The sequence below is a fragment of the Sphaerisporangium sp. NPDC005288 genome (assembly GCF_040607475.1).
Lineage (GTDB): Bacteria > Actinomycetota > Actinomycetes > Streptosporangiales > Streptosporangiaceae > Sphaerisporangium > Sphaerisporangium rhizosphaerae.
The window spans coordinates 26,121-45,970 of record NZ_JBEXGT010000019.1; the positions used below are offsets into that span (position 1 = coordinate 26,121).

Annotated in this window: 18 protein-coding genes; 11 read left to right on the forward strand and 7 right to left on the reverse strand. The window is 73.6% G+C overall.

The window, feature by feature from the left end; translation table 11 throughout:
- The first annotated feature begins 42 nt into the window (after positions 1-42).
- Positions 43-693, forward strand: a complete 651-nt coding sequence (locus tag ABZU32_RS19150; protein WP_354924037.1) for a formylglycine-generating enzyme family protein — start codon at positions 43-45, stop codon at positions 691-693.
- A 153-nt stretch (positions 694-846) separates the two neighbouring features.
- Here ABZU32_RS19150 and ABZU32_RS19155 read toward each other — a convergent pair whose 3' ends face one another.
- On the reverse strand, positions 847-1,179 hold the full coding sequence (locus ABZU32_RS19155; protein ID WP_354836435.1) for a cupin domain-containing protein: 333 nt from the start codon (positions 1,177-1,179) through the stop codon (positions 847-849).
- Positions 1,180-1,250: 71 nt separating this feature from the next.
- Here ABZU32_RS19155 and ABZU32_RS19160 point away from each other — a divergent pair, with 71 nt between their 5' ends.
- A complete protein-coding gene (locus tag ABZU32_RS19160; RefSeq protein ID WP_354923857.1) occupies positions 1,251-2,201 on the forward strand; it encodes a helix-turn-helix domain-containing protein in 951 nt (316 codons plus the stop codon).
- Between the two features lie 32 nt (positions 2,202-2,233).
- On the opposite strand, the gene ABZU32_RS19165 is transcribed toward ABZU32_RS19160, so the two are convergent.
- On the reverse strand, positions 2,234-2,785 hold the full coding sequence (locus ABZU32_RS19165; protein ID WP_354923859.1) for a cellulose-binding domain-containing protein: 552 nt from the start codon (positions 2,783-2,785) through the stop codon (positions 2,234-2,236).
- Between the two features lie 874 nt (positions 2,786-3,659).
- On the opposite strand from ABZU32_RS19165, the gene ABZU32_RS19170 reads away from it, so the two are divergent.
- Genes ABZU32_RS19170 through ABZU32_RS19180 form a run of 3 tightly spaced genes read left to right on the forward strand, consistent with a single transcriptional unit; the run spans position 3,660 to position 6,796 of the window.
- On the forward strand, positions 3,660-4,379 hold the full coding sequence (locus ABZU32_RS19170; RefSeq protein ID WP_354836429.1) for a response regulator transcription factor: 720 nt from the start codon (positions 3,660-3,662) through the stop codon (positions 4,377-4,379).
- A complete protein-coding gene (locus tag ABZU32_RS19175; RefSeq protein ID WP_354836427.1) occupies positions 4,358-5,812 on the forward strand; it encodes a HAMP domain-containing sensor histidine kinase in 1,455 nt (484 codons plus the stop codon). Before ABZU32_RS19170 ends, ABZU32_RS19175 begins: the two co-directional genes overlap by 22 nt.
- Positions 5,813-5,821: 9 nt before the next feature.
- Complete coding sequence (locus ABZU32_RS19180) at positions 5,822-6,796, forward strand: TAXI family TRAP transporter solute-binding subunit (protein ID WP_354836425.1); 975 nt, start codon at positions 5,822-5,824, stop codon at positions 6,794-6,796.
- Positions 6,797-7,072: 276 nt separating this feature from the next.
- Here the strand turns inward: ABZU32_RS19180 and ABZU32_RS19185 are convergent, their stop codons facing one another.
- Positions 7,073-8,119: a methyltransferase gene (locus ABZU32_RS19185; RefSeq protein ID WP_354923860.1), complete on the reverse strand. Its 1,047-nt coding sequence runs from the start codon at positions 8,117-8,119 to the stop codon at positions 7,073-7,075.
- A gap of 29 nt (positions 8,120-8,148) precedes the next feature.
- Positions 8,149-9,396, reverse strand: coding sequence for a cytochrome P450 (locus ABZU32_RS19190; RefSeq protein ID WP_354923862.1), 1,248 nt, complete (start codon positions 9,394-9,396; stop codon positions 8,149-8,151).
- A 172-nt stretch (positions 9,397-9,568) separates the two neighbouring features.
- Between ABZU32_RS19190 and ABZU32_RS19195 the strand changes: the two genes are divergently transcribed.
- Together ABZU32_RS19195 and ABZU32_RS19200 are read left to right on the forward strand one after the other, a co-directional pair.
- Positions 9,569-10,807, forward strand: a complete 1,239-nt coding sequence (locus ABZU32_RS19195) for a nucleotide disphospho-sugar-binding domain-containing protein (protein WP_354923864.1) — start codon at positions 9,569-9,571, stop codon at positions 10,805-10,807.
- Complete coding sequence (locus ABZU32_RS19200) at positions 10,804-11,883, forward strand: glucose-1-phosphate thymidylyltransferase (protein WP_354836417.1); 1,080 nt, start codon at positions 10,804-10,806, stop codon at positions 11,881-11,883. Before ABZU32_RS19195 ends, ABZU32_RS19200 begins: the two co-directional genes overlap by 4 nt.
- Positions 11,884-12,051: 168 nt before the next feature.
- Here ABZU32_RS19200 and rfbB read toward each other — a convergent pair whose 3' ends face one another.
- Positions 12,052-13,050 carry a dTDP-glucose 4,6-dehydratase gene (gene rfbB, locus ABZU32_RS19205; RefSeq protein ID WP_354923865.1) on the reverse strand — a complete coding sequence of 333 codons (999 nt, stop codon included), beginning with the start codon at positions 13,048-13,050 and terminating at the stop codon, positions 12,052-12,054.
- 428 nt (positions 13,051-13,478) lie between these two features.
- Between rfbB and ABZU32_RS19210 the strand changes: the two genes are divergently transcribed.
- Together ABZU32_RS19210 and ABZU32_RS19215 are read left to right on the forward strand one after the other, a co-directional pair.
- A complete protein-coding gene (locus tag ABZU32_RS19210) occupies positions 13,479-13,976 on the forward strand; it encodes a CAP domain-containing protein (protein ID WP_354923867.1) in 498 nt (165 codons plus the stop codon).
- Between the two features lie 201 nt (positions 13,977-14,177).
- Entirely contained in the window at positions 14,178-14,699 is a 522-nt protein-coding gene (locus ABZU32_RS19215) for a hypothetical protein (protein ID WP_354923869.1), read from the forward strand.
- A 135-nt stretch (positions 14,700-14,834) separates the two neighbouring features.
- On the opposite strand, the gene ABZU32_RS19220 is transcribed toward ABZU32_RS19215, so the two are convergent.
- A complete protein-coding gene (locus tag ABZU32_RS19220; protein ID WP_354923871.1) occupies positions 14,835-15,590 on the reverse strand; it encodes an SDR family oxidoreductase in 756 nt (251 codons plus the stop codon).
- 73 nt (positions 15,591-15,663) lie between these two features.
- Between ABZU32_RS19220 and ABZU32_RS19225 the strand changes: the two genes are divergently transcribed.
- Positions 15,664-16,656: a Gfo/Idh/MocA family oxidoreductase gene (locus ABZU32_RS19225; RefSeq protein ID WP_354923872.1), complete on the forward strand. Its 993-nt coding sequence runs from the start codon at positions 15,664-15,666 to the stop codon at positions 16,654-16,656.
- A 231-nt stretch (positions 16,657-16,887) separates the two neighbouring features.
- Here the strand turns inward: ABZU32_RS19225 and ABZU32_RS19230 are convergent, their stop codons facing one another.
- Complete coding sequence (locus ABZU32_RS19230; protein WP_354923874.1) at positions 16,888-18,093, reverse strand: acyltransferase domain-containing protein; 1,206 nt, start codon at positions 18,091-18,093, stop codon at positions 16,888-16,890.
- A 551-nt stretch (positions 18,094-18,644) separates the two neighbouring features.
- Here ABZU32_RS19230 and ABZU32_RS19235 point away from each other — a divergent pair.
- Complete coding sequence (locus ABZU32_RS19235) at positions 18,645-19,706, forward strand: ketoacyl-ACP synthase III family protein (RefSeq protein ID WP_354923876.1); 1,062 nt, start codon at positions 18,645-18,647, stop codon at positions 19,704-19,706.
- The last annotated feature ends 144 nt before the right edge of the window (positions 19,707-19,850 follow it).

Here is a 19,850-nt window from a genome sequence, read left to right on the forward strand (position 1 = left end):
CGACGGGAGCGCCGGCCCATGGAGGTGAGCGAGCGGACCGGGATGCTCGCCGTCCCGCCGGGGCGGGTCACCCTGTCGGACCGGCGCACGCGGCGCGACTGGACGGTCGAGGTGGCGCCCTTCGAGCTCGCGGCGGTCCCGGTCACCCAGGCGCTGTACGCGCGGGTCACCGGCCGGCGGCCGGGCGCCGCGCGAGGCGACCGGTCGCCCGTCGAGAGCGTGTCGTGGTGGGACGCGCTCCGGTTCTGCAACACCCTGTCCGAGAGGGAGGGACTGGCGCCCTCCTACCGCCTCCATGGCGATGAGGAGGGCGCCGAGTGGGAGCCGGCCTCCGGCGGCTACCGGCTCGCGACCGAGGCCGAGTGGGAGCACGCCTGCCGTGCCGGCACGACGGGCGCCCGGTACGGGACGCTGGACGAGATCGCCTGGCATCGCGGCAACTCCGGCGAACGACCGCACGACGTGGGCGGCAGGCGTCCCAACGCGTGGGGCCTGTACGACATGCTGGGCAACGTCTGGGAGTGGTGCTGGGACCTCTACGACCCCGAGGTCTACGGCACCTACCGGGTGCTGCGCGGGGGCGGGTGGTTCGACGAGCACTGGAGCTGCCGCGCCTCGGTACGGCGCCGCAGCCACCCGACGCTGCGCATCGACGACGTCGGCTTCCGCCTCGCCCGCTCCCTCCCGCGCTGAGCCCCGTCCCCGCGCGGCGGCGGCCCGAAGTCGGTGCCGGGCCGGCGGCCCGGTCGCGCGGCGCCGCGGCCTCGATGCTCCGGCAGGTGCGGAGTGGGATTCGACGTGGCCGCCGCCGGGGGGCGTGCTCTGGTTCGCGGATGGTCGGATGATCTACCCTTCCGGGTAGAAGAGGAACAGGGTGCAGCCTGTCCTTGTTTGCGGGACGTGCGCGGAACCCGCGGGGGCGTGGATGAAGGAACCGGCCGGGTAGTCCCGGTCGCCGTCGTTGAAGACGCCTGAGACCACGAAGACCTCCTCGGGACCCGGTTCGTGGACGTCCACTCCCCGCCAGCAGGTGCCGGCGTCCATCTCCAGCACGGCGGCCTTCGCGCCGTCGTCCCCGGTCCACAGCGGACGCGCGCGGATGCCGGGGAACAGTTCGCGGACCGGGGCGTCCTGGACGGCCGACCACACGTAGCCGGGTGTGTTCCGTTCTGTCGTCATGCCGCCAGCCTGGCGGCGGGCGGCCGTCCCTGCCGAGTGTCAGGAAAGACATCCTGCGGTACTTTCCTGCCATGCATCGCGTGGTGGCGCTCGTCCGCGCACCGCAGTCCACCTTCGAACTCGCGTGCGCGGCCCAGGTGTTCGGGATCGACCGGCCGGGACTGCCGGCGCGGTACACCTTTGGCATGTGCACCGAGCACCCCGGCCCGGTCGCGACCTGCGCCGGGTACGACATGCTCGTCACCGATGGGCTGGAGGCGCTCGACCGGGCGGACACCGTGGTCGTCCCGGGCTGGCTGCCCGCCGAGGAGCCGCCCTCGGCCGAGGTCGTCCGGGCGCTGCGCCGCGCGCACTCCCGTGGAGCGCGGGTGGCGAGCATCTGCTCCGGCGCCTTCGCACTGGCGCACGCCGGTCTGCTGGACGGGCGGCGGGCGACCACCCACTGGGCGCTGGCGGCGGAGTTGTCCGCGCGGTTCCCGCGGGTCCGGGTCGACCCCGGCGTTCTGTACGTCGACCACGGTGACGTGGCCACCAGCGCCGGCGCCGGGGCCGGCTTCGACCTGTGCATGCACCTGGTCCGCGGCGACCAGGGCGCCCGGTACGCCGCCCATATCGCACGCACCATGGTCATGCCGCCCCACCGCGAGGGCGGGCAGTCGCAGTACGCGGCGCCGCCACACCCCGCGCAGGTCGACGGCACGCTCGCGCCGCTGCTGGAGTGGATCACCGGGCGACTCGGCGAACCGCTGACCATCGAGAGCATGGCCGCGCACGCGGGCGTCTCGACGCGCACCCTCGCCCGGCGGTTCGCCGATCAGCTCGGCGAAAGCCCGGGACGGTGGCTGCTCGCGCGGCGGATCGCCGCGGCACGCGACCTGCTGGAGTCCTCCGACCTGGCTGTGGAGGCCATCGCCCGCCGCGTCGGCCTCTCCTCGGCCACCAACCTGCGCAGGCGCTTCCTCACCGCCCTTGGCACGACGCCCGGCGCCTACCGCCGGGCGTTCCGCGCCGGACCACGATGACACCGGTCGTGGTCACGTGAGACCCCTCGGAGTCACGCGAGACCCCGCGGAGTGGGCGGTGCCGGGTCGCCGATGGGGGTGCGCGAAGGCGTGGGGAGGGGCGGGACCGGGTCGCCGGTCGGCGACGGGGTGGGCACGGGCGGGCCGGCGCACACCACGCCGTTGAGGGAGAAGGAGGACGGCACAGGGTTGGCGCCGGGCGAGTCGGCGATGAAGCCGATCAAGGTGCTCGCGCCCGTGGCGAGCGAGCCGTTGTAGGAGACATTGGAGGCGGTCACATCGCCGCCGGTCTGGGTGTAGACGGCGTTCCACTTGTAGGCGATGGTCTGCCCGGCGGTGAAGGACCAGGCCAGCCGCCAGCTCGTCAGGGCGTCACCCAGGTTGGTGATGGTGACGTTCGCGGTGAACCCGCCGCGCCACTGGTTGGCGACGACGTAGGCGACCCGGCATCCGGCCGCGGCGGAGGCCGGTCCTGTCGCGGTCAGGGTCGTGGCGGTGACACCGGACGCCAGCGCGAGCGCCAGGAGGACCTCCCGGCGTCGGCGGCGCGTCGGAACGGAACCGGCCTGCGTTTCGGCCTGCATGGTGGACCTCCAGTGCGAGAGCGATGGTCGATCACCGAGGTGCGGTGTCACGGGGTGCGTGTCACGGGGTGCGTGACACGGTGTGCGGTGTCACGGGGGGCGGTGTCATGGGGTCGATGTAACGGAGCGCCGTGTCATGGGGATCCGGTTCCGGCGCCGACCCAGGTGCGAGGTCGCCGGGGTGGAGGTGCCGGATACGGAAAGTCGCGGGGGACGCCGGGTGGGTGCGGTGCCGGGTGGCGCCTGATTGTCACCGCGCGTCGCCGGATGGTCAACGCCGGTTCGCCGGGGCGGGACGTCGAGAACGGCGGACGCGCTGCTTCGGGCGTGCCCGTGCCGTCGTGCCCGATGAAACGTGCAGCGATCGCTTCGCGCGCTCACCGACAATCTTTTTGATTCGCTCATCCTGCCGAGAGGTATTGCACCGGGGACGTCATGTGTGATCGGTGGCGATGGTTTAACGGTGTGTGGCATCCGATATACCGACCTTTCCAGATATGTGGACTGGTTGGTCACGGCCGTGTCACGCGCGCCTGGAAGCGGCGGTATTTTGAGCGCCCCTCGTATATCTCCTGGCCGACAAAACGGACAACGGTGATCTGACGCCCTCTTGACGACCGGCCGGCACGGGCCGCGCACCCCAGAGTGCGGCGGGGCGCGCGCGGGCCGGTGGCGGCGAGCCGGTCGCCGGGACCGCTGGCCAGGTACTTCGCGACGGGCGACGGCATCGGGCGTACGGGCGGCGCGCCCTTCAACCGAAGACCATTCGGTTGACGTTGTGATCTGACGATCAGTTAAGGCGTAAGATCATGGTCTTGGACAGGAACATATACCAGTATGGGATGATGAGTTCGCATTCATAACTGGGGGCGACATGCGGGTTCTTCTGATTGAGGACGACGAACGCATGGCAAAAGCCCTCGGCTCGTTGTTGAGGAACCATAGCCACGAAGTCGTGCACGCCGCGTCCGGCGCGGCGGCGCGGCAGGCGTTCGGGTACGACCTGATGCTCCTCGACCTGGGTCTTCCCGATGAGGACGGCCTGGAGGTGTGCCGTTCCATCCGCGAGTTCAGCGATGTGCCGATCATCATGCTCTCGGCCCGCGGCACCGAGCACGACCGGATCCTCGGCCTGCGCACCGGGGCCGACGACTACCTGGTGAAACCCTTCAGCATGGCCGAACTCGAGGCCCGGATGCAGGCCGTGATGCGCAGGCCGAGGACCGGCATGGTCGGCGCCGTCACGGTCGGTGACGTCGCGGTGGACCACGTCGCGCACGCCGTCCACCGCGCCGGGCACCCGGTGGCCCTCACCCGCAAGGAGTTCGCGGTGCTGTCCCGCCTGATCGCGAGCCCCGGCGAGATCGTCAGCCGCGACCACCTGCTGCGGGAGATCTGGAACGACACCGGCCAGGCGGCGCGGCGGACCCTGGACGTGCACATCACCAACCTGCGCGCCAAGCTGGGCGCGCCCAACGTGATCCAGACCGTCCGCGGGGTGGGCTACCGCATCATCGTGCCCTCCGTTCCCGAGCCCACGCGCGCGGCCAAGGATTCGAGATCGGGCGAGCCGTGCGAAAACGCCTGGTGGTGATCTTCCTCTCCTGCATCGTGCTCACGTTGTTCTGCCTGGAGATCCCGGCGGCGATGATGACGGCCCAGACCGACACCCAGACCATGGTGCTGGACAGGCAGAGCGACACCGAGCGCTTCGCCCACCTCGCCCAGCCGGCCTCCGCCACCCGGCCGATGACCGACATCACCGCCGACCTGGACCGCTACCAGTTGCTGTACGGCGTGCGCGCGGTGCTGGTGTCCAGGGAGAACCGCATCGAGGCCGACACCCGGCGCGGCACCGGGCTCGGAGACGACGTGCGCGACGACATCGAGACGGCCCTGTCGGGCGAGCGGGCCAGCTCCCCCCAGCTCATCTGGCCCTGGGACGTGTCCTCCCTGGTCGTCGCCGTGCCCATCGTCGTGGACGGCGAGACCGTCGGCGCGGCCGCCACGATCTCCCCCACCGGCCACGCCCGCATGGAGACGCTGAGCTGGTGGACGCTCCTGCTCATGGGCGGGCTGGTGCTGCTCGGGCTGGCGCGGCTGGTCATGGAGCCCATGGTCCGCTGGATCCTGCGCCCGGTCAGCCAGCTCGACCAGGCGGCGAACGCGATCACCGCCGGGGAGCTGACCCGCCGCACCGACGCCTCCACCGGGCCGCCGGAGCTGCGCAACCTGGCCACGTCGTTCAACACGATGGCCAAGACGATCGAGCTGCTCATCGACAAGCAGCGCGCCTTCATCTCCTACACCAGCCACCAGTTGCGCACCCCGCTGGCGGTGCTGCGGCTCCAGCTCGAGGGCCTGTGCGAGGAGTACTCCTCCCGCGAGGCGCGCCTGGTGGAGACGCTGGAGGAGGTGGACCGGCTGACCGGCATCTGCGACGGCCTGCTCGCGCTCGGCCGGGCCGAGTCCGACACGGTCACCACCTGCGTGGAGGACGTGGGCGCGATCGCCACCGAGCGCGTGGTCACCTGGGAGGCGGTGGCGGCGCGGCGGTGCGTGCGCCTGCGCCGCACCGGAGAGCCGTCGGCGCGGGCGGTGTCCAGCAGCGGCATGCTCATCCACGTCCTGGACGCGCTCATCGAGAACGCCATCAAGTTCTGCGGGCACGGGACGACCGTGACCGTTCGGGTGGACCTCGAGCCGACGGCGGAGCCCGCCGACCCCGGCGGCTCGGTGGAACGCGGGCCGTGCGGAGGCGGCGCCGAGGCGGGCGAGCGGGGGTGGGTGGTCATCCGGGTCACCGACGACGGCGAGGGCATGCCGCCCGAGGCGATCACCCGCGCCACCGACCCCTTCTGGCGGGGACCGGGCAGCGAGAGCAGGCCCGGCTCCGGTCTCGGCCTCGCCATCTGCGCCACGCTGGTCTCCCGCATGGGAGGACGGTTCGAGCTGCGCGGGGCGGAGCCGTCCGGCGTCGACGCCCGCGTCCGCCTGCCGCTGCCGAGCGGCGACGCGTCTTCCTGAGGAGAGGCCATGCGGCTCACCCCGCTTCTAGCCCGGCGCAGCGCCCTGGCGCTGCCGCTGGTCCTGCCGCTCTACGGCTGCTCCGACGAGAGGCCACCACTGCGACGGGTCGTGGTGGCGACCGGCGGCCAGGGCGGCGTGTACTACGAGCTGGGCCGGGCGCTGGCGCACCACCTGCACGACCAGTGGGGCTGCCAGACCGAGGTCCGCGCCACCGCCGCGTCGGTGGAGAACCTGCGACTGGTCGCCGACGGCGCGGCCGACGTCGCCTTCGCCAGCCTGGACTCGGTCGCCCTCGCGCTCCTCGGGCTGCCGCCGTTCCAGCGGCCGATGAAGATCTCCGCGCTCGCGCAGATCTACGACGACTACGTGCAGCTCATCAGCCTGCGCGGCACCTCCGTCGACCACCTTTCCGACCTGGCCGGGCACCATGTCAGCGCCGGGGCCCCGGGCTCGGGGACCGAGCTGGTCGCCGAGCGGGTGCTGGCCGTCGGCGGCTTCGCGCGCCCGAGCCTGGCCCGCCTGGGCGTCGCCGACTCGGTGCAGGCGCTGCTGGGCGGGCATATCCAGGCGTTCTTCTTCTCCGGCGGCCTGCCCACGCCGGCCATCGCCGGGCTGGCCGACCTACGGCCCATTCACATCATTCCGCTCGGCGACCACGTCGAGATCCTGCAACGGCGCTACCAGGGCGTCTACGTCCGCAAGACGATCCCGTCGGTGACCTACCACCTCAGCCAGGGCAGCGTCCCCACCGCCGGGATCCACAACCTGCTGGTCGTCAACGACCGCATGCCCCAGGCGGACGCGTACTGGCTGACCCGCGTGCTGTTCGAGGCGCGCGTGGAGTTCGCCGCGGCGCACGCCGAGGCACGGCACCTGCACCAGCGCACCGCCGTCTACACCGCGCCCGCTCCGCTGCACCCCGGCGCCGTCCGCTACTACCGCGAGGTCAAGCCGATGGCCGCCGCCACGACGGACGGGTGAACGCGCACGGCCACGGCCCGGCGCGCGGCAGAGCCATGGCCCCGGTCCCGCGGGCGGCAGAGCCACGGCCCCGGTCCTGCGGGCGGCAGAGCCACGGCCCCGGTCCTGCGGGCGGCAGAGCCGCGGGACCGGGGCCGCGCGCCCCGAACCGCCGGCCGCGAACGGCCCCTCGCGCCCGCCGGCCGTGAACGGGTCGGCCGCCGGGCGCGAGCCGCCGACCGCGAGCCGCCGGTCGCCGCCGGTCGGTCGCGGTCGGTCGCAGGCGGTCGTGGGCGGTCAGTCGCGGGCGGCCACGAAGACCGTGTCGTCGCCGATGGTGTTGACGCGCACCGAGTAGGCCACCCGGTACCCCGCCTTCTCCGCCCAGTCGCGGATCTCCGCCACCGTGTACTCCGAGCCGCCCTCGCGGACCAGCCGCACGTTGAGGCTGGTGAGCAGCGGGTGCGGGTCGGTGCGCTCCTCGTCGATCATCTGGTCGTAGACCACCAGGCAGCCGCCGGGGCGGGTGGCGCGGAAGGCCTTGTCGATGACCATCTGCCGCACCTCCACCGGCCAGTCGTGCAGGACGTGCCCGATGACGACGACGTCGGTCTCCGGCAGGTCGTCGGTGAAGAAGTCGCCGGGGTGGAAGTCCACCCGGTCGGCCACGCCGAGCCCCGCCACGTGCTCCTCGAAGTGCGGGCGCAGGGCCGGCAGGTCGAACACCCCGCCCCGCAGGTGCGGGTGGCGGCCGACGATCTGCGCGGCGACGTTGCCGCGCGCGCCGCCGACGTCGATGAAGGCCCGGTGGCGCCCCCAGTCCACGCACCGCGCGACCTCGCGCCCGCAGAAGCCGTTGTGCGCGTCCATGTGGCCCATGAACTCCCGCGTGGCCGCCGCGTCGTTGTACAGCCGCGCCATCGCCCCCTTGTCGGCCAGACCGGCCGACTTCGGGCGGCCGTCGCGCAGCGCCTCGGTGAGCGACCCCCACATCGTGTAGTGGTGGCGCGCGCTCTTGGCGACCGTGCCGCCGATGTACTCCGGCGTGCCCGGCACCAGGAGCCTGGCCGTCGCCGGCGCGTTGGAGTACGCGCCCTCGCCGTCGCGCAGCAGCAGGCCGAGCCCGACCAGGGCGTCGAGGAAGTCGGCGGCCATGCGGGGATGCAGCCCGAGCCGCTCGCGAATCCGCGGCAGCGTCGCGGGGGCCTCCGCGAGCACCTCGAACAGCCCGAGCTCCACGGCGCTGTGGAGGGTCCTTGCCGCGGTGTAGGCGGTGTTGAGCCGGACGATCGCGGTGGCCGCCGCGACGTCGCTGCTGGGCGGGGCCGGGGGAGTCGTCGTCATCGGTGCCTCTTTCGATCGATGTCGCGGTGTCAGGGCTGGGGGATGAACGTCACGGGCAGGGCTTCCAGGCCGCGCACCACCTTGTTCGGCTGCCAGCGCGGCTCGCCGGCCAGGCGCAGCCCGGGAAGCCGGCGCAGCACGGTGGCGAGCACGATCCGCGTCTCCAGCCGCGCCAGCGGAGCGCCCAGGCAGCGGTGGATGCCGTGCGAGAAGCCCAGGTGCGGGTTGGGGGAGCGGGTGATGTCGAACCGGTCGGGGTCGGCGAACACCCGCGGGTCCCTGTTGGCCGACTGGAAGGAGGTGATCAGCAGGTCCCCCTGCCCGATGGGGACCCCGTCCACGATCAGGCCCCGCTCGGCCACCCACGTGACGCCGCTGACGACCGGCTCGTACCGCAGTGCCTCCTCCACCGCCCCCGGCAGCAGGTCCGGCCGCTCGCGCAGCAGGTCGAGCTGGGAGGGGGCGGCCAGCAGCGCGTGCACGGCGCTCGCGAGGAACCAGATCGTGGTGGCGAAGCCGTTGACCAGCAGGGTGAGCAGCATCCGCAGCAGCTCGTCCTCGCTGAGCCGGTCCTGGCCGTCGCGGGCGGCGATGAGCGCGCTGGTCATGTCGGCGCCCGGCCGGGCGCGCTTGGCGGCGACCAGCTCGGTGAGGTACTCCCAGGACTCCGCGAAGGACCGGTCGCGGCCCTCCGGCGACTCCCCGTAGAGGAACCCGGCGGTGCGCCGCCGCACCTCGCCGTGCTCGTCCTCGGGCACCCCCAGCATCTCGGCGGTCACCGCGACCGGCAGCGGGCCGGTCAGCTCGGCGATCAGGTCGGCCTCGCCCCGCGCGGCGAAGCCGTCCACCAGGTCGTCGGCGACGCGCTGCACCCGCGCGCGCATCCCCTCGATCCTGCCGGTGGAGAACCCCTGCTGGACCAGGGCGCGCAGGCGGGTGTGGTCGGGCGGCGCGCTGTTGAGCGAAGGAGGCTCGCCCTCCTCCACCGGCTTGACCACCTTTCCCTCGGTGACCAGCGCGCGGACCGCGGCGTGCCGCAGCACCAGCCACGCCGGCACGTCCGGGAGGAAGGGATGCGGGATGGACGCCACCGCGTCGGACTCGCGCAGCCGCGCCAGCACCGGGTAAGGGTCGGCCTGGAACCCCGGCGCGTACGGGACGAGCGGCGCCGGCGGCTCCGCGCCGGGCGGCTCCGCGCCGGGCGGCTCCGCGCCGGGCGGCTCCGCGAGGGTGAGGGGCGCGGGGGGAACGGCGGCCGTGAGGGCGTTTCCGTCCATGTCTGGCTCCGAACGTGGGGGGACGTCAGAGCACCGATTAAGGCTTCGCCTTCTCGAGGGGTGGACGAGAACGGTCGGAAACAGGCTGCTCGACCGCTGTTCGACCGGCGCTCGATGCGGCGCCGGGAGCATTTCGCTCGGCCTGTCCACGGATCCGAGAAGGGCGACGAGCATGCGCCTGCTTTTCACCACCTTCCCCGAGCGCCCGCACTTCTACCCGATGGTGCCTCTCGCCTGGGCCTGCATGGCCGCCGGCCACGAGGTCAGGATGGTCAGCACCCCCTCGCTCGCCGAGACCACCACGCGGGCAGGGCTGCCGGCCGTCGAGGTCGGCCACGATCTCGACCTGGCGGCCATGCTCGCCCGCGGCGACTTCGCGCCCAAGCGCGACGTCCAGGCGGGCACCCCCGAGGAGCAGCAGCGGGCGGCGTGGTCGGGCATGCTGGAGAACCTCGCCAACATGCAGTTCGCCATGTGCGAGGCCATGGTGGACGACATGGTCGCCTACGCCCGGTCCTGGCGCCCCGACGTCATCGTGCACGACCCGGTGACCTTCGCCGGGCCGGTGACCGGGCAGGTCCTGGACGTGCCCACCGTCGCCCACATGTTCGGCTCGCCCGGGTTGCTGCGCATCGAGATGAAGGACCTCGGCAGCGAGCCGCTTCCCGGCTTCCTGAGGCTGTTCGAGCGCTTCGGCGTGGAACCGCGCGTGAACCCCACCGAGTGGATCGACCCCTGCCCGCCGTCCTTGCGGCTGTCGGAGGATCTCGCCATCCGCCCGGCCCCCACCTCGCTGAACCGCTACCAGGAGCGCTTCGTCCCCTACAACGGCCCCGGCTCCTCCCCGGACTGGCTCTTCCAGAACACCGGGCGGCCCCGCGTCTGCGTCACCTGGGGCACGACGCAGGAGCGCATCATGGGCGAGAGCGTGAGCGACCTGGTCCGCCGCGTGGTCGGCGTCGTCGCCTCGTTCGACGTCGAGGTCGTCTTCGCCGGCTCGGCCGAGCTGCGCCGCGACCTCGGCGACCTGCCGGACAACGTGCGCATGGTGGAGTGGGTGCCGCTGCACATGCTGCTGCCGACCTGCGCCGCCATCGTCCACCAGGGCGGAGCGGGCACGACGCTGACCTCGGCAGCGAACGCGGTGCCCCAGCTCGGCATCACCGAGGTGCCCGAGCCGCGCATCAGCATCGAGCAGCTCGCGGCCACCGGGGCCGGGCACCACCTGTTCCCCGCCGACGCCACCGCCGACCGGGTGCGCGAGATCGTCGGCGGCCTGCTCGGCGACCCCGCCTACGGCGAGGCGGCGCGCGCCGTCCAGGACGACATCCGCCGGCAGCCGGCGCCCGCCGAGCTGGTGCCGGTCCTCGAGAAGCTCGCCGGGGTGGATCCCGGCGCGGGAGCGCGATGAAGGCCCCAATGAAGGCCCTGGTGCTCGCCGGCGGCCACGGCACCCGGCTGCGGCCGATCACCAACACCTCGGCCAAGCAGCTCGTGCCCATCGCCAACAAGCCGGTGCTGTTCTACGGCCTGGAGGCGCTGCGCGACGCGGGCGTCCGCGAGGCCGGCGTCATCGTCGGGGACACCGCCGCCGAGGTCAGGGCGGCGGTGGGCGACGGTTCACGCTTCGGGCTGCGCGTCACCTACATCCCCCAGCACGCGCCGCTCGGCCTCGCGCACTGCGTGCTGATCGCCCGCGACTTCCTCGGCGACGACGACTTCGTGGTGTACCTGGGGGACAACTTCATCGTCGACGGCATCGCCGAGTTCGTCGGCGACTTCCGGCGCTCGCGCCCGGACGCCGGCATCCTGCTCACCAAGGTCCCCGACCCGAGCGGCTTCGGCGTCGCCGAGCTGGACCCGGCGGGCCGGGTCGTCGGCGTCGCCGAGAAGCCCGAGCACCCGGTCAGCGACCTGGCGATCGTCGGCGTGTACCTGTTCACGCCGCGCGTGCACGAGGCCGTGCGCGCGCTCACGCCCAGCGCCCGCGGCGAACTGGAGATCACCGACGCGTTGCGCCTGCTGATCGACCAGGGCGCCGACGTGCGCTCGCACGTCATCTCCGGCTACTGGAAGGACACCGGGCGGGTCGAGGACATGCTCGAGTGCAACCGGATGGTCCTGGAGACCGCCGAGCACCGCCTCGCCGGGCGCGTGTGCGGCGACACCAAGGTGATCGGCCGGGTGGTGGTCGAGGAGGGCGCGGAGGTCAGCCGGTCCCACCTGGTCGGCCCGCTCGTCATCGGCGCCCGCGCCCGGGTGCGTGACAGCTACGTCGGCCCGTTCACCTCGATCGGCGCGGACTGCCGGCTGTCGGACACCGAGATCGAGTACTCGATCGTCATGGAGCGGTCGGTCATCCGCGGCGTGCGCCGCATCCAGGACTCGCTGGTCGGCAAGGACGTGACCGTCGCGCCCGCCGAGTCCGCGCCCAAGGCGCACCGTCTGGTCCTGGGCGACCACAGCCGCGTGCACCTGGACCGCTGACCGCCGGGCCCGGCCGCCCTCCCGGCCGAGGCCCGGCCCCCGCCGGCCCCGCTCAGGTGCCTGCGTCCCGTCCCCGCGCGGTCCGCGCGCCCGGCGTCCCCGCACGGCCCGTCGCCCTTGACCGCCGCCACCGTCACCACCGTCCGGCGGCGCCACGAGCGCGACCCGTCAGGTGCCCGGCTCGTGGACCGGGCGGCGGCCGAGCAGCGGCTCCCACCACGCCCGGTTGTCGCGGTACCACCGGACCGTCTCCCGCACCCCCGGCTCGAACGGCACCTGGGGCCGCCAGCCCAGCTCCCGCCGGATCCGGCCGGAGTCCAGCAGGTAGCGCCGGTCGTGCCCGGGACGGTCAGGGACGATCGTCTTCAGCTCCGCGGGCAGGCCCAGTTCGTCGAGCACCAGGTCGGCCAGGCGCTCGACGCTGGCCTCGTCGCCGGTGCCCACGTGGTAGGCCCGCCCGTCCCGGCCCTCGCTCAGAATGGCGTCGATCGCCCGGCAGTGGTCCTCCACGTGGATCCACTCGCGCCGGTTGCCGGTCGAGGCGTACATCGGCAGCGGCTCGCCGCGCAGCGCCTGGGTGGTGAACAGCGGCAGCACCTTCTCCGGGAACTGGTACGGGCCGTAGTTGTTCGCGCAGTGCGACAGCGTGACCGGCAGCCCGTAGGTCTCGTGGTAGGCCCGCACGGCGTGGTCGGCGCCCGCCTTGCTGGCGTTGTAGGGGGTGCGCGGCCGGTAGGGCGAGCGCTCGGTGAACGCCTCCGGCGAGTCCAGCGCCAGGTCCCCGTAGACCTCGCAGGTCGACACGTGGTGGAACCGGCGCAGGTCGGCGTCGCGGCAGGCGTCCAGCAGCGACTGGGTGCCAAGGACGTTGGTGCGGAAGAACCGCCCCGGGTCCAGCACGGCCAGGCTGTTGTGCGACTCGGCGGCGAAGTTCACCACCACCTCGACGCGGTGCTCGCGCAGCAGCCGCGCGACCAGCTCCCTGTCGCCGATGTCGCCGCGCACGAAGACGATCTCCTCCGCGAGGCCGGCGAGGTTGCTCATGTCGCCGGCGTAGGTGAGGAGGTCGAGAGCGACGACCGCGTCCGACGGGTGCTCGCGCCGCCAGTACCGGGTGAAGTTGGCGCCGATGAAGCCCGCCGCGCCCGTGACCAGAAGAGTGCTCATGCTCCCATGCTCGCCCACGCCGCTCGACTCCGGCCGGAGCCGCACGGCATCCTGTTCACCATCCAGGCCCTCTACCGCGACATCCAGCGGTACTCACGCGGTCGTCGATCCGCCACCACACGCCGCCCGGCACCGGCACCGTGGTGCCGCTGCCGCACATCGCTCCCTCCGAGCTCGACCTGGCGGCACGCTCGAGCCCAGGAGCCCGCGGTCCCGAAGCTCTGACACCGTCTCGGGTCTCTACGTCCCGTCCGGTTCGGGGGAATCGTGCGCGCCGGAGTCTTTACATCCGCGCCATAGATTCCGATCCGGACCCAACTTAACGTAACGTAGCGAGATGGCCACTATCGGACATTGACCGGCGGATTGGCCTAGAACATGATTCAAGGGCTCCGCTCTTCCCCCCTTTCACACCGAGGTGATCGAAGATGCCCGGAACCCGCGACGCTCTCCCGGACGCCACCGACGACGACTTCCTGGCCAAGGCGCTGACCGAGGCCAACGCCTGCCGGGCCAAGCACCACGCGCCGCCGCTCACCCTCGACCCCCAGCTCGTCGCGTACGCGAAGTCCAGGGCGGCCTCCCGATCGGAACACCAGGGCCTGTCGGCCGGGCACGACGGCCTGCGCGACGGCACCGGCGAGAACATCTTCTGGGGCGGCGGCACTGACCCCACACCGCTCTCCGCCGCCGCCGCCGTCGCCTCCTGGTACAGCGAGATCGCCAACTACGACTGGGCCAACCCGCCCGGCGTGCCGGAGAAGACCGGCCACTTCAGCCAGCTCGTCTGGACGGGCTCCACCAGGGTCGGCGCCGCCCGGGCGGCCGGCCAGGGCGGCGACTACTTCGAGACCTACATCGTCTTCGTCTTCGAACCCCCGGGCAACTACGAGGGCGAGTACGCCAAGAACGTCCTTCCCGAGTGAACCGCGCTGTGGGACGGCATCGCCACCGGCTGCCGACCCCGGCGGTCACCTGATCAGGCGGCCGGTCACGCGGTCCGCGCCGTCCGCGACGGCAACGGCGACGACACCTTGGTGGACCACGACGGCGGGCCCGGATCGCGGGCCCGCACCACCTCCCGCGGCCACGACGCTTCGTGGCGACATCCGCCCAGGAGAACCGCCATGCGCACCGTCCTCGGCCGCTGGGCCGGCGCCCTTCTGCTCGCCCTGGCCGCCCTCACCCTGCCCACCCACCCGGCATCCGCTGCCGGCATCGACGTGCAATGCCTCGGCACCTTCGCCCGCACGTTCTCACCCCCCGCGACCACCACCCCGCAGGCCATCACCGTCACCGGCACCTACACCTACGGCACCTGCCCGATCGGCTCGACCGGCACCGGAGCCGAGACCGTCTCGGTGACCCTGTCCTGCCTCACCCTCGGCCCCGGCCCCGCCGTCACCGAGACCGTCACCTGGACCGACGCCACCGGCGGCACCAGCACCATCGCCTGGAACGTCCCCGTCCTGGTCACCGGCACCGTCACCGCCACCGGCACCGTCACCGCAGGCCGCTACCTCGGCGACACCGCCACCCGCATCACCAGCGGCACCAGCTACTACGCCGGCCTGCCCGGCTGCCTGCTCGGCACCGCGCCCATCACCTCGGCCACCGGCCTGGTCGACAGCCTCCTTCTCACCAACTGAACAAGCCCCGCGGAAGGAGGCCGCGACATCGAAGACGGATCCGCGGGACCGTCAGAGCGCGGCGGGCGGGCGCGACGGTGCCCGGCGCGGCGGCAGGGGCCGGGCGCCGGGCTGGGGTGGGTGCGGTCGCGGCGGTCAGATGATGAGCGCGCCGCCGCAGGCGGGCACGAAGGCCCCCGTGACGTACGCCGTGTCGTCCCCGGCGAGCGCGGCGACGGCGCGCGCCACGTCCTCGGGTTCCCCGATGCGCTGCATAGGGATGAGCGCGGCCTGCTTCTGCAGCTTGTCCTGCGGGATCTGATCGGAGGCCTGGGTGCGGGTGATGCCGGCGATCACCGTGTTCACCCGGACGCCGTGCCGGGCCTCGGTGCGCGCCAGCACCTTCGCGGCCAGCTCCATCGCCGCCTTCGCCGCGCCGTGCGTGATCGACATCGGCCACGGGTCGCGGGCGATCAGCGCCGAGATGAACACCACCGACCCGCCGCCGCGCTCCACCATCCCGGGCACGAACGCCTGCACCGGGAGCATGGTCGCCCGGATCTGCCCGCTGACGACGCTCGCGAGCGCCTCGACGTCCACCTCCAGAGGCAGCGCGCGCACCTTCTCGTCGAAGCCGTGCGCGTTCAGCACCAGGATGTCCACCGGACCGAGCCCGGCCTCCACCTGCGCGGCCATCTCACGCACCGCGCCGGCGTCGGTGACGTCGGCCCGCACGGCCAGGGCGCGCCCGCCCGCCGCCGTGATCTCCTTGACGACCTGCTCGGCGGCGTCGGCGGAGTCGCGGTGGTTGACCGCCACGGCGGCGCCGCGCGCCGCGAGCTCCCGCGCGATCGCCGCGCCGATTCCCCTGCTGGCTCCGGTTACCAGAGCGACCTTCCCATCTATTGACATGCCCGGCACGCTAGCGATCGGCCGTGCAGGACGGCTCGAGGTCGGCTCGAAAGCGGGCTTCTAGCGTGCGGGCATGCGAGTGGTGCGGATAGGGGTGCTCGGCGCGTCCCGCGTGGCGCCGGAGGCGCTGTTCGGCCCGGCGCGGGCGGTCCCCGGGGCCGAGGTGGCGGCGGTCGCGGCCCGCGACCCCGAGCGGGCCCGCCGCTACGCGGCCCGGCACGGCGTGCCGCGGGTCCTGCCCGGCTACCAGGCCCTGCTGGACGACCCGGGCGTGGACGCCGTCTACATCGCGCTGCCGAACGCCGCGCACGCCGAGTGGACGCTGCGCGCGCTGGAGGCCGGCAAGCACGTGCTGTGCGAGAAGCCGCTGGCCGCCAACGCCCGGCAGGCCGCCGAGGTCGCCGCCGCCGCCCGCCGGACCGGTCTGGTCGTCATGGAGGGCATGCACTACCGCCACCACCCGCTCGCCGAGCGCATGCGCGTCCTCGCGGGCGAGGCGCTCGGCACGGTCACCCGCGTGGAGACCGCCAACTGCTGGCCCGTCCCGCGCTTCGACGGCCTGATCTACGACTACGCGCTCGGCGGCGGGGCGACGATGATCGCCGGGTGTTACGCGATCGACTGCCTGCGCCTGGTCGGCTCCGCGAGCCTCGGGGAGCCGTCGGCGACCGGCGCCCGTGCCCTGCTGCGCGGCCCCGGCGCCGACCGGGCCATGACTGGGGAGTGCCTCTTCCCCGGCGGGGCGACCGGCCGGTTCCGCTGCTCACTGTGGAGCGCCGCCCGGCCGTCGATGTCGGTCCGGGTCACCGGGGAACGCGGCGAGATGCGGGTGACCGGCTACCTCATGCCGCACCTGTTCCACCGGATCACGGTGCGGGCGGGCGGGCGCACCTGGCACGAGCGGCTGCGGGGCGAGCCGACCTACCACGGCCAGCTCCGGGCCTTCGCCGCCGCCGTCCTGGACGGGGCGCCGGTCGCCACCGACGCCGCCAACGCCACGGCCACCCTGCGCCTGATCGACGCCTTCTACCACCACGCCGGCCTCCACCCCCGCGGCCTCCCCTGACCCCCGACGCCCCCTGCGAGCGCGTCGCCCGCGGGATTGCCCGTCGCCCGGTGGCTTTCATCTCATGTCGGCCTGGGCTTGCGCGGTTTCTTCGACTGGCGCCTGCTGTGAGCGCGTCGGCCGCCGTTTTGCTCGTTGCCTGGCGGCTCTCACCTCGTGCCGGCCTTGGGGGCGCCCGTCTTCCCCGGCCGTGTCACTTTGCCGTCATGGGGGAGAGCCGCGTGCGGTGGCTCAGGCCCGGGCGAGGTCCGGGGCCGCTCCCTCGGCGCGCAGGGCCTCGGCGGCCCTGGCCAAGGACTCCCGGTCGGCGGCGTCCTCGCCGCGCCGCGGCGGGAGCAGGGCCAGCGCCGTGCTCCCCGCGCCCACGGCGCGGTGCCGCCGCGCCAGCGTGGTGAGGCTCTGGGACGGGCCCGCCTCCAGCAGGACCAGATCCCCGCCGGACAGCAGCGCGTCCAGGGCCGCGCCGAACACGACGCAGGCGGAGGGCTGCCGCGCCCAGAACCCCGGGTCACGGGCCTCCCGCTCGGTGAGCGGAGCGCCGGTGTAGCACGAGTAGACCGGGATGCCCGGGGCGCGCAGCGGCAGGGCGGCGAAGGCCGCCTCGTCCTGCGGGGCCGTCGCGGCCACCGACGGGCTGTGGAAGCCGATGGTGGCGCGCACCGGCCTGCAGGTGATGCCCCGCTCACGCAGCTCGGCGGCGGCCCTGGCCAGAGGCGCCGCCGCCCCGGCGAGCATGACCTGCCGGGGTCCGTTCACCGCCCCGATCACCACCTCGCCGTCCAGATGCGGCGCCAGTTCCGCCGGGGTCGCCGCCACGGCGAGCATGCCGCCGGGCGGCGTGCGGCTCAGCCGGACCAGCCGCTCCCACATCACCCGGACGGCGTCGCTCAGAGTGAAGACCCCGGCGAGCGTGGCGGCGGCCATCTCGCCCACGCTGTGCCCGAGCAGCGCGGCGGGCCGCACGCCCCAGCTCATGACGGTGCGCCCCAGGGCGTAGTCCACGGCGAACAGCAGCGGCTGGGCGCGCAGCACGTCGTCGATGGGAACGTCGGGGTCGGCCGACAGCCAGTCGGCGCGGATGCGCGCGCCCTCCCGTCCCAGCTCGGCGAAGATCTCGTCCATCGTCGCGGTGAAGACCGGGTCGTGGTCGTACAGGCCCGTCCCCATCCGCGTGTGCTGCGCGCCCTGCCCAGGGAACAGCAGCGCGACCGGACGGGGCCCGCGCGGCCGTTCCCGGTCCGCGCGGGAGGCCCCGGCCCCGGTAATCGTCCCGGCGCCGGCCCCATTGCCGGCACTGGTCCCGGCGTCGGTACTCGTCCCGGCACCCGTGCCCGTGCCCGTGCTGACACCCGTGCTGGTCCCGGTGCCGGTGCGGATACCCGTGCCCGTGCCCGTGCCCGTGCTGATACCCGTGCCGGTGTCCTTGGCGGTTCCCATGGCGGGGTCCTTCCTCCTCGGCTCCGGCGGTCATGGTCGGCCCCGCTCATCGAGACGCGCTCGACCCCTGGTCGCGTCTACCGCCGGGCCGGGCGCTCGCGCGCCCACCCGAGCACCGGCGCCGGTGGCCACGGCCGGGGCGCGAGAAGGAGACCAGGCGCGGCATCGTCCCGGTCTGGCCGGCGGGGAGCCGGTGGCGTGCGGGGCGGCGGATCGGCGGCCTCGGAAGAGGGCGGGCGACTCGAGTGCGGCTCTGTCAGGGGTCGAAGCGGAAAGCGCACAGTCGGGGGACCGGTGCAGGAAGCGAACCGTCTGACGCGAGTTGTCGGTCAGCACATGCCGGGGCGGTGAGCTCGCCACAAGCGAGCCCGCCCGCCCCGGCCATACCCGCGACACGGTCCTGTGACCCGTCCGCGATACGCCATGTGGCCCATTCGCCACACGACCACGTGGCCCGTTCGCCATGCGGCCTTATCGTCCGTTCGCCACACGTGCCGTGGTCCGTTCGCAATACCGGCGACATGCCCGCGACACGCGCCCCGAGGAGACCGATGCGCCCACGCGACATCCACATCGCCGCGACCGGCAGCGCCCTGGCCCCGCTGGTCACCGTGGAGGAGGCCCTGGCGCGGGGCGACTGCGACCCCGACACGGCCCGGCGCACCGAGGCGCTGTCGGTCGCCGTCGCCGGGGAGGAGTCGCCCGCCGAGATGGCCGCGGCGGCGGCCCGCGCGGCGCTCGGCCGCTCTGGGCGCGACCCCGCCGACATCGGCCTGATCCTGCACGCCGCCGTGTACTACCAGGGTCACGACCTGTGGCCGCCGGCCTCCTACGTGCAGCGGACGGCCGTCGGCAACCGGTGCCCGGCCGTGGAGGTCCGCCAGATGTCCAACGGCGGGATGGCGGCGATCGACCTGGCCGCCGGGTACCTGAGCGCGGCCCGCCCCGGATCGGCGGCCCTGATCACCGCTGCCGACAGGTTCTCCCCGCCCGGTTTCGACCGCTGGCGCAGCGACCCGGGCACCGTGTACGCCGACGGCGGCGTCGCCCTGGTGCTGGCGCGCGGTCACGGCCTGGCCCGGCTGCGGACCATCGTCACGGTCTCCGACCCCGAGCTCGAGGGCATGCACCGCGGCGACGACCCGTTCGGCGTCGCGCCGTTCAGCGTCCGGCGACCCATGGACCTGGAGGTGTGGAAGCGCGCCTTCGTCGCCCGTACCGGGCTGTCCGCCTGCCTGAGCCGCATCGCCGCCGGCCTGCGCGAGGCGGTGGACACGGCGTTGGACGAGGCCGGGGTGAAGCTGGCGGACGTCGACCGGTTCCTGCTGCCGCACTTCGGGCGGCGGCGCCTCGCGGCGGCGCTGCTGCGTCCGCTCGGCGTGGACGTCGAACGCACGACGTGGCCGTGGAGCAGGCGCGTCGGTCACCTGGGGGCCGGCGACCAGATCGCCGCTCTGGACCACCTGCTCTCCTCCGGCGCCGCGGCCCCCGGCGACACGCTCATGCTGCTGGGCATCGGCGCCGGATTCACCTGGTCGTGCGCCGTCCTCGAGGTGACCGAGCGCCCGCGCTGGGCGACTCACTCTCCCGGCCGCCCCGCGCCCGGGGAGTGAGCGGAGCCCCCCGCGGGCGTGACCCCCAGCGCGTCCGGCGCCGGTGGCGCCCGGGTGGGTGCGGCGTCCGGCGCCTGATGCGCTGTCCACGAACGTTCACCGGCTCGGGCGCCGTAGCGGGCGCCGGCATCGCCGTACCACGAC